The following is a 13,556-nucleotide window of genomic DNA, read 5'->3' as shown; positions in this document are numbered from 1 at the left end:
AGCTTTTATAGGTGTTATTTGTTGTATTTTTTATTAATCTCGGTTGTTAACTTATCTAATTCCCTGGTCAAATCACTATTCTTAGCTGATTTTTTCTTTATTTGTGGATTATTCAAAACGAATTTCTTTTGATTTTTATTTTTTATCCAAAAATTATACTGTAAATTATCAACCGCATAGGAATTATTAATCGTAAAGCCACTCTGCTTCAAAGAGGCGTTATAATCTGATGATTCATCAATTGGATTGGGAACCAATCCAGTTATTATTTGTGAACCAATTTTGGGTAATGGAGCTTCTTCATTATTTACTAATATTTCACGATCATCATCTTTTTGGTGATTCATATTTGCATACCAATGGTTAAATGAAACCAGACCACCAGCCAAGGCTATGTAGACACTTTGTCCTTGTAATGAATGATCGCCACTAAGTACTTTATCAATATGAATAGTTGCTTTGGTATAAACCATATTTTTAGGACTTACCATCTTTTGAAGATTATAAACTTGACCCTTAATAACTGACTTACTATGATTCTTTAATTGATCCATTGAGGTTGCTACAAACTCATTCTTAGTCAATTCATCACTTTCAATTACATCAACTTTAGCAGTTTGTTTTTGCCAATTAAGCTGGTTTTTTCTAATTATTTTATTAGAACTATGATCACTATTAGTCTGTTCTTGATGAATTGTTGAGCTTTTTAGCACACTAACGCTGTACGCAGATAGCGGCAATATAAATACTAATAAACCTAAAAAAATCATTAGTGTTTTTCTCATCGCAATTCTCCTCGATTGACATTATCGCACGTGTTGAATCGTTGTTGTACCGCGATTATTTTATATGATTAACGATTTTATTTATCAAGGATATATGAGAAAAGAAATTCACTTAGAATTTAAATTAGATTAAATAATTAATTATAAATCATCAGTAATAATAGGTTGTCGATCAGTAGTCTTATCTTTGAAATATTCATATTCACGCAATTCAGCATAAGATCCAGAAATATTAGTAATATTTTTATATCCCAAATTACCCAATGCTCGCACCATGTTGTAACTGCGTTGACTTGATTGACAATGGACATAAACAGGTCGATCGGTAGGAATTTCATCCAATCTATCACGAAACTGGCTTAATGGTATATTGGTTGAAGTTGTAATATGACCTGCAGCATATTCAGAAGGTTCTCTAGCATCAATAATAAAAGCTCCATTTTCAACCAAATCTCTTACTTTAGTTATAGAGATTTGGCGATACTCATCATTCAAAATATTATCAGCCACTAAACCAACAATATTAACTGCATTCTTGGCCGTACTAAACCATGGAGAATAACATAATTCCAAATGGGTCAAATCTTCAACGTGACCATGCATAGAAATTAAAGTAGCAATAATATCAATTTGCTTATCCACATCTGACTTTCCAATTGCTTGTGCGCCAAGTATTTCACCACTAGGATAACCAAAAATTAACTTCAAAAAGATTGGCGACGTTTCTGGCATTACACTAACGCGGTTCTGAGGTATAACGGTGACAGAACGGTGTTCAATTTCATTTTTATCACAAGCATCTTCTGTTAAACCAGTTGAAGCAACATTCAAATCGAATAAATGTATCACTTGTGATCCAATTACGCCCCTATTTCTGACTGACCTTCCATAAATATGATCGACTGCATCTCGAGCTTCCATTTGTGCAGGAAAAGCCAAGGCTAAACGTGTTTTTTTACGGGTTAACTTATTGGTTACCTCTATTGCATCACCAACTGCATAAATATCGGGAATCGAAGTTTCATAATGCTGATCAACCGCTATACTGCCAGTTATTCCCAATTTACAACCAATTTTTTGTGCCAATTTGGTATCTGGACTTACACCTATAGCCATGATAACCGCTTGCGAAGGAATCTTTTTCCCTGAAGCTAACTGAATCTGATCATCTGAAATTTTTACTAATGGATCATTCAAAACGACTTGAACTCCATGATCATATAAATTCTTATGAACTAACTGTGCGAAGTCATCGTCGATCGTACTCAAAACATGGCTTGCAGCCTCAACGACAGCTACATTTCTTCCTGATTGAACTAGATTCTCACAAACTTCTAGGCCAATAAAACCACCGCCAATAACAGCTACGTCTTTAACGTGATTCTCTTCCAAATATTTTTGAATTTTTTTAATATCAACTACATTTCTAACTGAAAATACATTGGTATTACTTATACCTTGAATTGATTTAGGCAGAATTGGTTTGGCTCCAGGTGATAAAATCAATTGATCATAGGGAACTTGTCTTTTTTCACCAGTTTGAGTATCTTGAACTGTTACCAATTTTTGTTCAGAATCAACATCAATAACCTCAGAATTAACTTCAGCATCAATTCTATATTGGTCCTTAAACTGCTTAGGAGTTTTTAAAATAATACTGTCCGCATCTGGAATCAGACCACTTAAATGATATGGCAAAGAACAATTTGAAAATGAAACATCAGGTCCTTTTTCAAACATCTTAATTTTAGCCGACTCATCCAATCTACGTGCTCTAGCTGCAGCAGAAGCTCCACCGCCAACACCACCTACAACAACGATCTTCTTATTATTCATCATTAACCCTCCTGTTTAGTAATTACATTTCTATAATTTGATACTCATATCCTAAATCATACAAAAATTTGATCAAATCATTCATCCCTACAAAAAGTGTCTTAGTATTATCGTTTGGATGAAAAGTAAGTGGAATATCTCCCACAATATCCTTTTCAAAATAAACTTGTACATCATGATCCTTATTATTGAGTAAACCAAAAATAGAAACAAAACCCGGTTTCAAGCCCAATTTTTCCATCAGACTAGCCTCAGAAGCGAATTTGACATGTTTCTGTCCTACTATTTCTGCAAAATGTTTCATGTCCAAACGCTTATCATCATCCATGAAAACCAAATAAAAATTATGTTTTTTCCTATCAGTCAAAAAAAGTGATTTGGTCCTAATACCAACTTTTCCCTTGATATATTCATCAGCCTTTTCAGTAGTATAAACCGCTGGATGCTCTACTATATCAAAAGAAATATTCAATTTGTCTAACTCTGCTTTTACTTGTTCATAAGGACTCATAGTCTTATCTCCGATCAGCAATTTACATTAATTTTACTCCAAAATAAAAGACAGTATCTATTAAGAAAAATTCTAAGTATAAAAATATACATCTGAATTTCTTAAAGGATACTGTCCCTTTTTATATCTAAGATCTAAAAATTAAAATAATGATAGTACGAACCAAATACCTGTTAAAACACTAATTTTAATCTTATCAGATTGTGGTACATCTAAGAATTTCCAATTAAGTCCTGCTAGAGTACCAAAACCAATAAAGCCAGCGATTCCGTTTACCCAAATATCTGTTTTACCGGCAATCAAATAAATAACTGTAATCAACAAAGCTACGATTGTTAAACCGATGGCCATATTAATGATTAATTTGTTCTTATAGTTATCATTGTTTCTCAACAACAATGTATAAAGCCAATAACCTATTCCAAAAGAAATCAAGGCTCCGACTACATAAATCAATAATTTCAACCATTTACCCATTTGTGGCATGCTAGCAACATTGGGATCAGATACGATCATTTCAATAACTGTCATGAAAATGCTAATCAAAAACACTCCAAAGACAGAAAGTTTATCTATTTTATATAAATTTTTCATATTTTCCCCTATTCTTCCTTCAACAATCCAACTAATTCAGATTTGGCAGCTTTATTGGACGGAATAAATCCAAAAATCAATCCAACTGCAGTTGAAACTGACAATGACAAGATAATTGCATACGGCGTTATGACGGCCTTAAATGGTAAGAAGGCATTGATGATAGAAACAAAGAGGTATCCGAAGATAATTCCTATAATTCCACCGATAACACACAATACAACACTCTCAATTAAGAACTGATTCCGAATATCACTCGACGTTGCTCCAAAAGCTCGACGAATTCCAATTTCTTTACGACGCTCTGAAACAGTAATGTACATAACATTCATAACACCAATACCGGCAATCAATAGTGAAATACCCGCAATAAAGGCAATGAAGTAAGTAATATCATTCATAATTTTAGTGAATTGCTTACTGATCTGATCGGGATTAGATACTACATATCGACCAGTATTCTTTTGTTCGCCCATTTTTTTCATTCTTTTAACTGCAGTCTTGCCAACCTGTTTTTTATTAGCATCTGAACTAATGTACAACTTAGCTCGATCTTTAGAAATTTGGTTAGCAAACAGTTCTTTAAAAATAGTCTTAGATACATAAGCATCAGGACGATATTCCGTCATATCATTTACTCGATAAATTCCTTGGACGACAAAAACTGTTCCATCAATTGAAATTAAACGATTAATCGCATTCTCTTTAAACAACTTATGTGCTAAATCTTCAGAGATATAAACTCCATTTGAGGCACCAGTCATCGTGAAATAAGTTCCTTTGATAAGTTTCAAATGCTTAGGTTGTTTATTCAAACTCATCGAAACATTCTTAGTCTTATATTGAGCCTTAGCACCAGCTTCAACTACACTACTAGTTAACTTGACATGATCCACACCTGGAACTTTACTCAAAGCCGAAGCATCATTTTGAGTAAAACCACCATCAGTATTGTAATCAGAAGTCGGTTCCCATTGGAGGATCACTTTGTTTTTAACATTGTGACTACCCATCCCTTTAGTTACCGTATGTGTGAAACCATCACCTATTGCCAAAATACAAATAACACTAGCGATTCCAATGATAATTCCTAACATTGTTAAAAAGTTTCGGTTTTTATTCTTAGCAATTGATTTTAGAGCGATCAAAATTTTATCAGTCATGATTCTTCACACTCTTTTCATCGTTATATAAACGTCCATCACGGATATAAACTGTTCTCATAGCATAATCGGCTACTTCACTATCATGTGTAACCATAATAATTGTAGTCCCAGCTTTATTTAGTTTCGTAAAAATCTCCATGATTTCTTTACTTGTTTTAGAATCCAAAGCACCTGTTGGTTCATCCGCAATAATTAATTTTGGACGATTAACAATTGCCCGAGCAATTGCGACACGCTGCTGTTGTCCCCCAGATAATTCAGAAGGTAAATTCTTTTCTTTTCCATCTAAACCAACTTTTTGAATAACATCAGCCACTAACTCATGTTTTTTATTTTGTTCCTTTTTACTATAGATAAGTGGAATTTCAATGTTTTCGTAAACACTGTAAGTTGTTAATAATTTGAAATTCTGAAAAACAAATCCCAATTGGTCGCCACGAATTTGTGATAATTCATTATCATTAACGTCTTTATAAGACTTGCCTTCCAGCAAATATTCACCTGTATAGCTTTGATCTAATAATCCTAAGATATTGATCAACGTAGATTTACCTGAACCAGAAGGTCCCATGATAGCCAAAAATTCGCCGTCAGCAACTTCTAGGTTGATATTCTCCAAAGCAGTGAATTTGCCGTAAGTTTTTCCTACATTAGTAACTTTAAGCATTATTTCACCGCCTTATTTTAAGACCAGCTTGTCGCCAGCTTTAAGTCCATCAATTACATAGTAATCTTGATCTTTTTTAGTCATGGTTACATGTTTCTTATGCTTCTTATCATTCTTCAAAACATAAACTGTATCTTTCTTCCAAACTGCTTTGGCAGGAATCTTGTAACCATCTGATTCAGTCTTAATTTGAACGTGCATACCATATGGTAATTTATCTTCGGTAGCTACACGGAAATGATAGTATGAAACATTTCTAGTGCTATATGGAATAGCATCCTTTTGTTCATAATTACCGGAAATCTTAGTACCATCGTTCTTAATAATTGTTACATTTGCACCAAGTTTGATCTTATCTAAGCTATATTCATTAACATTACCTTCAATAACTGGAGCGCCATAAATGTAACTTCTACCAGCGTCATCCTTGAAATAAGTTCCACTGATAGGTGCAACAACTGTTCTACTTTGAGCCTTATTTAGCTTAGCCAATTTAGCTTGGGCTTGAGCTAGTAGTTCTTGATTCTTACTCAATTCAATTTGATCCGTTGTTGATTTTTCAGATGAATTGTAAGCTTGAATAGCTAATTGTGCTTGTTGAATTTCAGCATTAGCACTAGTAATATCACTGCTCATATCACGATAGAAAGTGAATAGGACTTGTCCTTTAGTAACCTTTTGACCGCTGATAACATGAGTTGAAGCCAAAGTTTCATCTTCACTTTTTGGTTGATCACTCACAGCCTGCTTATCTTTTTCTTGCACGATACCATTAAAATAATTAGTGTTGTCACGTTGAACTGTATAAGTTTTATAGTCAACTTTACTATTATTATTTTTAAAGCCGTTTCCTAAGACCAGAAAAAGAATAATGGCAATTAAAATAACATTAATACTCCAAACAGCAATTTTAATTTTTTTCATAAATAATCTCCCTAAATTTGCTTATCATAAATAGCATAACAGTTTAAAATTAGACAAAAAATGGTCCTCTGTCAATGATGAAAACAAAAAAAATAGAGCATTTCTGCTCTATAAATTAACCGTTACAGGTATCGAATTAAATGATACCAACATCGTTAGCGTTTACAGCATCGATGATTTCTTAATATATTTTCTACCTATTATATTTTTATTCAGTAGCTAACTTTTCATCCTTATTATTATCAGATTTATCATTCTTTGATAATCGTTTCAAACCAATACCAGTGAATCCACTAATAATAGAAAGAACTGGTGAAAGCAAACTGAAGAAACAGAATGGTAAGAATGACAAGGTTGGTACATTCAAGGTATTAGCCACAAATGCTCCAGCAACACCCCATGGAATCAAGTAATTAATTACTGTTCCACCATCTTCAAGAACACGGCTTAGTGCCAAGTTATCTAAACCACGTTTATTAAAAGTTTCCTTAAAGGCTTTACCGGGAAGGATAACTGAAAGGTATTGTTCACCGACAAAGATATTAACTCCAATACCGGAAAGGATTGTTGCGGTTACAACTGAACCTGGTGTCTTTAACTTTTCAGCAAGTGGCTGCATGGCTGTTTGAATTACGTCAAACTTCATTAACAAGCCACCTAATGAAAGAGTTAAGAAAATCAATGACACAGTGCCCATCATCGAACTAATGCCTCCACGAGTTAATAAAGCATCAACATTAGCATTCCCTGTTTTAGAAACGAAACCATTTTCAATGAATCCAGCAATACTTTTAACTGATGTATGCGGATTTTCAACAAAAATCATTCCAACAGTTACCGTAATATTCAAGATCAACGTTGCGACTGCTGGTATCTTCATAATTGAACAAATGAAAAGCAAAACAATTGGTAAAATAGCCCACCATGAAATAAAGAAATGTGTATTTAAAACATTTAAAGTTGTATCAATCTTGTTAAGACCATTAGCAGAACCTGAGTTGCCTAAAATTGCGTAAAGAATTAATGAAATTATAAAAGCTGGAATCGTAGTCCACATCAAATTTTTAATATGAGCAAATAAATCATCTTCAGCAATCGCTGCTGCTAAATTGGTTGAATCGGAAAGTGGTGAAGTCTTATCACCAAAGATAGCTCCCGAAATGATAGCTCCGGCTACTAAAGCAGGATTCATTCCTAAGGTTTGACCCATACCGAAGAGTGCAATTCCAATAGTAGATACGATTGTGAAAGCACTACCGATAGACGTTCCAATCAAGGCGCAAACTAAGAAAACTGACGGTACGAACCATTGTGCCGAAATCAAGTGGAATCCGGCAACCATCATTGATGGAATAATACCGGCAGCAATCCAAGTTCCAATCAAGGCTCCAATTAAAATAAAGATGAAAATGGGAACAATTCCATTTTTGACACCTTCTTCAATGCCGCCAAATATTTCATCCCAACTGTTCTTTCTTACTTTGGCCCATAAAATCAATAGACCTATCACTACTAAAACGGGTGTTTGAGGTGACAATCCAAATTTAATAACCCCAAAGCCTAAAACAATTAGCATTACAATTAAAATTGTAATTGCTTCTCTAAAACTGACATTCTTTTTACTAGTATTCATCCTAATTCCTCCAAATTGTTTTCATTTAAATCCAGAAAAACTAATATCGAGGATTCCCACCACATGTATTCATCATATCTCTTACCCCTTGGTATAAAAAAAGTCCCTGCTGCAATAATTGCAACAGGGACGATTAATTTACCGTGGTACCACCCAGCTTGAGAATAGTTAAAAAACTACTTCTCCACTCTCGAGGATAACGGCCCTCTCATTCCGCTTGGAAAACCAAGTCATGTCTGGTATTTCATAATTGCACCCTGACCGGTTCGCATCAACCACCGGCTTTCTTACGCCCAGATACATTACTAATTGATTCAGACACTTATATGTGTTTATTTGATTGACATAAACAATAACAGGCTTAATTTATTATGTCAACTAATAAAATTATTTTTATGCCATTCGACGATCAATGAATTTTGACAATAATGACAATGCGTAGCAAACGATAAAGTACATAATAGCCATTGCTACGAAGACAGGAATGATGTAATTAGGGTCTTGTCCATAAACAACTTGACCGTGTTGCATCAATTCTGGCACAACGATAATTGTTGCTAAAGATGTATCCTTGATCAACGAAATAAATTGACTAACCATAGCAGGAATCATCTTTTTGTAAGCTTGAGGTAAAACAACATGCCACATTGCTTGAGGCATTTTCATACCCATAGCTCGAGCCGCTTCCATCTGACCTATATCAACTGCCATGATTCCAGAACGAATGATTTCAGCAATCATCATTGACTCAAAGACCGTCATTGCTAAAATAGCTGCCGGAATCGTATCAGGTTTAAATCCAAACGCTGGTAGACCAAAGTAAACGAAGAAAATGATCAAAAGTAATGGTAAGTTACGAATAACATCGATTATAAAACCAATTATTTTTGAAAAATATGGAATCTTAGAATAACGGATAATCCCTAAGACTGATCCAATAATAAAACTTAAAATCACCGATATAACGGAGATCAAAATTGTGATCCATAAGCCTTGGAGAAGAAATCTGATATTTATCCATGAATAAGCATTTATCCAATTTTGCATAATTTACCCCTCCTAAGCTAACTTTCTTTCTAGATGTTGCATATAGTAACTGATTGGCAATGTAATAACTAGGTAGAACAAACCAACAATTATATATGTATTAACAGTTTCAAATGTTTGTGAAGCAATAGCATTCCCTTGATACATCAGATCAAACCCAGCTACGAAAGCTAGCACAGATGAGTTCTTGACCAAATTAACGAATTGGTTACCCAATGGTGGAATAACATACTTAAATGCCTGAGGCAAAACGATATAACGCATTGCTTGCCAGAATGTCATTCCTTGAGAACGAGCTGCTTCCATTTGACCAACATCAACAGAATTAATACCTGCACGAACAGTTTCAGCAATAAAAGCCGATGTATAGATTGTCAAACCAATAGTTCCCGCAGTAAAACCATTGATTTTAGTGATATATAAAGGAATTACTAGATAGAAGAACATTGTAATAACCAATAAAGGAATGTTACGAAATACTTCTACATAAATGTTTCCAATGATTCTGACCGCCTTATTAGGGACAACCTCGAAAATGGCGAACAATGAACCGATAATTAAACTAAAGAACAGTGCTAAAACACTAGACAAAAGCGTCCAACCAAAACCACTGATGAATTCACTCCAGTTATTTGTTAGTAGATTTATCATTTGCGTAGCACCTCCTTATAGTTGAATCCAGGTACATTACCAAACCACTTAATAATTAATTTATTGTAAGTACCGTCTTGTTGTACTTCCTTCAATGCCTTATTAACAGCATTCTTAAAATCATCTTGTCCCTTATTAATACCTATACCATAAGGTTCAGTCGTAAAGGCCTTACCCTGTAATTTATAACCAGGATTATTAACCGCCATCCCCGCAAGGATAACATTATCAGTAGTTAAAGCATCCCCTTGCCCTGACTTTAAAGCAGTCAAAGCTTGAGCATAATCTGGCAATTGTAGAACTTGTGCCTTTGGAGCAAACTTTTTAACGTTTTGAACCGAGTTAGATCCAACAACACCGATAATTGTTTTATTGTTTAAATCCTCAACCTTCTTGATTGAAGAGTTATCTTTGACCAAAATTGATTGTCCAGCATCAAAATATGAATTTGAAAAATCAATTGTCTTCTCTCGTTCAGGCGTTATAGTCATTGTAGCGATGATAGCATCGATATTACCGTTCTTTAACAAAGGTATACGTGACTGTGATGTAACGGTAACAAACTTAGCTTTGGCGTCTTTACCGAGCATTTTTTTAGTAATAGCTTTTGCAAGATCAATTTCAAACCCTTTAGCTTGTCCATCCTTTACATCAATTAAACCCAACAATTTAGTATCGGCTTTAACACCCCAAGTTATTGTTTTGGATTTTTTATCATTTTCCAAAACATTTTGTGATGACAAAGGTTTTGAACCACAAGCAGTCAAAGTCAGAACTAAGAGTAAAGAAGTGATGATCGTTGCTAGATATTTAAATCTTTTCATATTCTTATCCCCCTAGTGTTTAATAATCTTGCTTAGGAACTGTCTAGCACGTTCGTTAGTTGGATGACTGTAGAACTTATCTGTTGCATCGTCCTCCAAAATTTGACCGTCAGCCATGAAGATTACTCTATTAGCAACTTCTTGCGCAAATCCCATTTCATGAGTAACAATCAAAGAAGTCATATCGCCTTGGCTAGTAACATATTTGATAACGTTCAATACATCATCAATCATTTCTGGATCCAAAGCACTAGTTGGTTCATCAAAGAGCATGCAACGAGGTTTCATCGCTAATGATCTAGCAATAGCTACACGTTGAGCTTGTCCACCAGAGATCTGTGAAGGCATGTTATGAGCCTTGTCAGCCAAACCAACTTGATCTAATAAAGCCATAGCTCGTTTTTTGTTTTCTTCTTCGCTAAGCTTTAAAACAATTCTTGGTGCTAACATAACATTTTCAAGAACATCTTTATTCGCATATAAGTTAAAGTGTTGGAAAACCATCCCGACATCTTTTCTAATCAAGTTGATATCAGTCGCTTTGTCAGCTATGTCATGACCATTTACGATCAGCTGACCTTCTTGAATTGTTTCCAATCCATTAACAGTTCTAGCCAAAGTACTCTTACCTGATCCTGAAGGACCAATTAAAACGACTGTTTCCCCTTTATCAATTTTCAAATTAATATCCTTTAGTGCATGGAAATTGCCATAATATTTTTGTACGTCACGGAATTCAATCATTGACATATTAATTCCCCTTTCTTTATTAAGAATTATCTAATATGCTTTTTTATATTAAGAAAATTTTAATTGTTTTTTTGGAATTTAGCAACAAAAAGTTCTTTTGTGAAATTATTGTTCGGTTTTAAAATTTTGAAGTATTAGCTTATAAACACGATAACATCAGTGTTATATTTAGAACCATATTATTTTTATTTTATAAAAAAATATTTTTGAACAAAGCAAAAATACACACATTTCTTCAGTTTACGTGTGTATTTTTTGAGATTGTTGAGGATCTCTATATTAATAATTATTAAGGGGGAAGTGCTTCTCTTTTCCGAGAAGCTGCGCACGAAAGGTTGTACCCTTCTTGCGCAGTCCCTCGGAAGGGACAAGGTATTTTATTTCAAAACAATCTTCTTATAAAGATATCTAGTTAGGAAATAATAGCCTAGATAAAGCACGATAAAGATAGCGAAAGGAATTTCAATATTCATATATGGTTTGTAAAGCAACTTAACGAATAATTGCAAACCTATCAAAACATGGATAATTCCTAAAATTGCTGGTACTGCGAATAAAACAGCAATTTCTTTATTAATAGTTGCACGAAGCATCTTTTGCTTTGTACCAATCTTATAGAGCATATTGTAACGTTTAACATCACCGTTAGCTCCAGATAGGATTTTAAACATTAAACAACTGGCAAGCATTGCTAGAAAGGCAATTCCTAAGAAGAATCCCATAAATTCCAAACCAGAGAAGAAACCATTAATCAATGTATAAGCACTATACTTATCTCCTCCAGCATTTTTCAAAGCTGGATAACTCTTTATCTCGGCTTTAGATATCGCTTTGATCTCAGATAAATTATCTTTAAAGGAATTAGTCTTAATTAAAACCGTAGAAGTTTCTTTAGAATTGATAGCGTTGTAATCCTGATCACTAACAAATTCCGTTTGCATACCACGAGTTTCTGGTAAGCGTGTATTCATCAACTCATATTGAGCGTTAGAATTCTTTTTAATATCTGAAGTTGTACCTAATTTAGATTGCATAGTCTTAACATTGATTTGAGAATATCCAATCGGTTGCTTCTTAAATTCACTAGTACGGTAATAAACTTTTTTGCCGTCAGTTTTGTAGTTATAAACAACTTTTTTATCAATATTCAAATCCTTCAAACGCTTTTGTTGAGCAGCATCCGGATTTGTTACTTGAACATCATAGTAATTCTGACCATTAACAACATTGTCAATTTGATTATTGAAACCTAAACCTACAGTGATGGCCCCTAATGCTAAGGCAAACATGATTGAAACCATAGATAAAATCTTAGTATAATCATTAATTCTGAAACTTAATTGCGACAAGGTAAAATTGTTCAAACCTTTTTGTGAGTAATTAACTCTTCTCTTAAGCATTAAGATAACTGCAGTTACAAAGGAATTAATTGTTAAATAAGTACCACCAACAATAGTTACTAAAGCAACAGGTATTCCTAGATAAATTGCACCAGGATTATTTCCGGAGAACCACATTGTAAAGTAACCAATTGCTAACAAAATTAATCCTAAAACAGCTTGAACAGCTTTTAAAACGCCGTTACGTTTAATTTTTACTGGTTGACTGTCCCGATTTAACAAGGTTAAAACCTTTGTTCGACGTAATGAAACTGAATTTCTAATTGCTGAGAACATAAAGATTACAATGAAAAATACGAACGTCCAAATTAAAGCTGGTAAATAAAAACTACTGAAATGTTTAACTTGCATATCCAACATCCCAATCAGCCAACGACTAACAAAACCTGTAGCCACAATACCGATCAAAGTACCAATAATTGTTGAAATGGCACCAATAGCAAAAGTTTCAATAAAAATCATTCGTGAAATTTTACTACTTTTAGCACCAAGCATCATGAACATTCCATATTCTTTTTGACGCATACTTAACAAGAATGTATTCGCATAATTAACGTAAACAATCGTGATAATAGCTAAAAGAACAATTCCGAACCCAAAGATAAAACTTGTTGCCGCGGCTGGTGAATTAGAGCTCAAGAAAGCTTGGTTAGTTGCTAACGACATAAACATATAAAAGATGGCTGAAGCAATCATCAAACCGGAGAACAACACTGTGTAATCACGCATTCGATGCTTGATGCCACTCAAGGCTAATTTATTTAACAT

The 13,556-nt window shown here is 33.9% G+C and carries 13 protein-coding genes; all 13 read right to left on the bottom strand.

Annotation, left to right across the window (positions count from 1 at the left end; translation table 11 throughout):
• Nucleotides 1–14 precede the first annotated feature (14 nt).
• On the bottom strand, nucleotides 15–785 hold the full coding sequence (locus tag LAB100_RS08030) for a hypothetical protein (RefSeq protein ID WP_119326662.1): 771 nt from the start codon (nucleotides 783–785) through the stop codon (nucleotides 15–17).
• Between the two features lie 141 nt (nucleotides 786–926).
• Nucleotides 927–2,621: an FAD-dependent oxidoreductase gene (locus tag LAB100_RS08025; protein ID WP_119326661.1), complete on the bottom strand. Its 1,695-nt coding sequence runs from the start codon at nucleotides 2,619–2,621 to the stop codon at nucleotides 927–929.
• Between the two features lie 22 nt (nucleotides 2,622–2,643).
• The gene (locus tag LAB100_RS08020) at nucleotides 2,644–3,132 is read right to left on the bottom strand and encodes a prolyl-tRNA synthetase associated domain-containing protein (RefSeq protein WP_119326660.1); all 489 of its coding nucleotides are present in this window, start codon (nucleotides 3,130–3,132) and stop codon (nucleotides 2,644–2,646) included.
• Nucleotides 3,133–3,273: 141 nt separating this feature from the next.
• Complete coding sequence (locus LAB100_RS08015) at nucleotides 3,274–3,726, bottom strand: hypothetical protein (protein WP_119326659.1); 453 nt, start codon at nucleotides 3,724–3,726, stop codon at nucleotides 3,274–3,276.
• Between the two features lie 8 nt (nucleotides 3,727–3,734).
• Nucleotides 3,735–4,889: an ABC transporter permease gene (locus LAB100_RS08010; protein WP_119326658.1), complete on the bottom strand. Its 1,155-nt coding sequence runs from the start codon at nucleotides 4,887–4,889 to the stop codon at nucleotides 3,735–3,737.
• Nucleotides 4,882–5,559 carry an ABC transporter ATP-binding protein gene (locus LAB100_RS08005; protein WP_119326657.1) on the bottom strand — a complete coding sequence of 226 codons (678 nt, stop codon included), beginning with the start codon at nucleotides 5,557–5,559 and terminating at the stop codon, nucleotides 4,882–4,884. The genes LAB100_RS08010 and LAB100_RS08005 overlap by 8 nt, the downstream gene beginning before the upstream one ends.
• 12 nt (nucleotides 5,560–5,571) lie before the next feature.
• Nucleotides 5,572–6,483, bottom strand: a complete 912-nt coding sequence (locus LAB100_RS08000) for an efflux RND transporter periplasmic adaptor subunit (RefSeq protein ID WP_119326656.1) — start codon at nucleotides 6,481–6,483, stop codon at nucleotides 5,572–5,574.
• 208 nt (nucleotides 6,484–6,691) lie between these two features.
• On the bottom strand, nucleotides 6,692–8,116 hold the full coding sequence (gene nhaC / locus LAB100_RS07995; RefSeq protein WP_119326655.1) for a Na+/H+ antiporter NhaC: 1,425 nt from the start codon (nucleotides 8,114–8,116) through the stop codon (nucleotides 6,692–6,694).
• A 393-nt stretch (nucleotides 8,117–8,509) separates the two neighbouring features.
• Nucleotides 8,510–9,163 (bottom strand): amino acid ABC transporter permease, encoded by a 654-nt coding sequence (locus tag LAB100_RS07990; protein ID WP_119326654.1) that lies wholly within the window; start codon nucleotides 9,161–9,163, stop codon nucleotides 8,510–8,512.
• A gap of 12 nt (nucleotides 9,164–9,175) precedes the next feature.
• Nucleotides 9,176–9,814, bottom strand: coding sequence for an amino acid ABC transporter permease (locus tag LAB100_RS07985; RefSeq protein WP_119326653.1), 639 nt, complete (start codon nucleotides 9,812–9,814; stop codon nucleotides 9,176–9,178).
• Nucleotides 9,811–10,638 (bottom strand): glutamate ABC transporter substrate-binding protein, encoded by an 828-nt coding sequence (locus LAB100_RS07980; RefSeq protein ID WP_119326652.1) that lies wholly within the window; start codon nucleotides 10,636–10,638, stop codon nucleotides 9,811–9,813. The genes LAB100_RS07985 and LAB100_RS07980 overlap by 4 nt, the downstream gene beginning before the upstream one ends.
• Nucleotides 10,639–10,650: 12 nt before the next feature.
• Nucleotides 10,651–11,388 carry an amino acid ABC transporter ATP-binding protein gene (locus LAB100_RS07975; RefSeq protein WP_119326651.1) on the bottom strand — a complete coding sequence of 246 codons (738 nt, stop codon included), beginning with the start codon at nucleotides 11,386–11,388 and terminating at the stop codon, nucleotides 10,651–10,653.
• A 377-nt stretch (nucleotides 11,389–11,765) separates the two neighbouring features.
• Nucleotides 11,766–13,556 carry an FtsX-like permease family protein gene (locus LAB100_RS07970; protein ID WP_119326650.1) on the bottom strand — a complete coding sequence of 597 codons (1,791 nt, stop codon included), beginning with the start codon at nucleotides 13,554–13,556 and terminating at the stop codon, nucleotides 11,766–11,768.

It is taken from the genome of Companilactobacillus musae, from assembly GCF_003967595.1.
GTDB lineage: Bacteria > Bacillota > Bacilli > Lactobacillales > Lactobacillaceae > Companilactobacillus > Companilactobacillus musae.
Note: the sequence above shows the minus strand (reverse complement) of the source record. Positions and strands in the feature narration are given on the sequence as shown.

Coding starts and splice junctions, on each gene's coding strand:
- LAB100_RS08005 (WP_119326657.1), bottom strand. CDS start 5,559: ATGCTTAAAGTTACTAATGTAGGAAAAACTTACGGCAAATTCACTGCT.
- LAB100_RS08020 (WP_119326660.1), bottom strand. CDS start 3,132: ATGAGTCCTTATGAACAAGTAAAAGCAGAGTTAGACAAATTGAATATT.
- LAB100_RS08000 (WP_119326656.1), bottom strand. CDS start 6,483: ATGAAAAAAATTAAAATTGCTGTTTGGAGTATTAATGTTATTTTAATT.
- nhaC (WP_119326655.1), bottom strand. CDS start 8,116: ATGAATACTAGTAAAAAGAATGTCAGTTTTAGAGAAGCAATTACAATT.
- LAB100_RS07970 (WP_119326650.1), bottom strand. CDS start 13,556: ATGTTAAATAAATTAGCCTTGAGTGGCATCAAGCATCGAATGCGTGAT.
- LAB100_RS07980 (WP_119326652.1), bottom strand. CDS start 10,638: ATGAAAAGATTTAAATATCTAGCAACGATCATCACTTCTTTACTCTTA.
- LAB100_RS07990 (WP_119326654.1), bottom strand. CDS start 9,163: ATGCAAAATTGGATAAATGCTTATTCATGGATAAATATCAGATTTCTT.
- LAB100_RS08015 (WP_119326659.1), bottom strand. CDS start 3,726: ATGAAAAATTTATATAAAATAGATAAACTTTCTGTCTTTGGAGTGTTT.
- LAB100_RS08010 (WP_119326658.1), bottom strand. CDS start 4,889: ATGACTGATAAAATTTTGATCGCTCTAAAATCAATTGCTAAGAATAAA.
- LAB100_RS07975 (WP_119326651.1), bottom strand. CDS start 11,388: ATGTCAATGATTGAATTCCGTGACGTACAAAAATATTATGGCAATTTC.
- LAB100_RS08030 (WP_119326662.1), bottom strand. CDS start 785: ATGAGAAAAACACTAATGATTTTTTTAGGTTTATTAGTATTTATATTG.
- LAB100_RS08025 (WP_119326661.1), bottom strand. CDS start 2,621: ATGAATAATAAGAAGATCGTTGTTGTAGGTGGTGTTGGCGGTGGAGCT.
- LAB100_RS07985 (WP_119326653.1), bottom strand. CDS start 9,814: ATGATAAATCTACTAACAAATAACTGGAGTGAATTCATCAGTGGTTTT.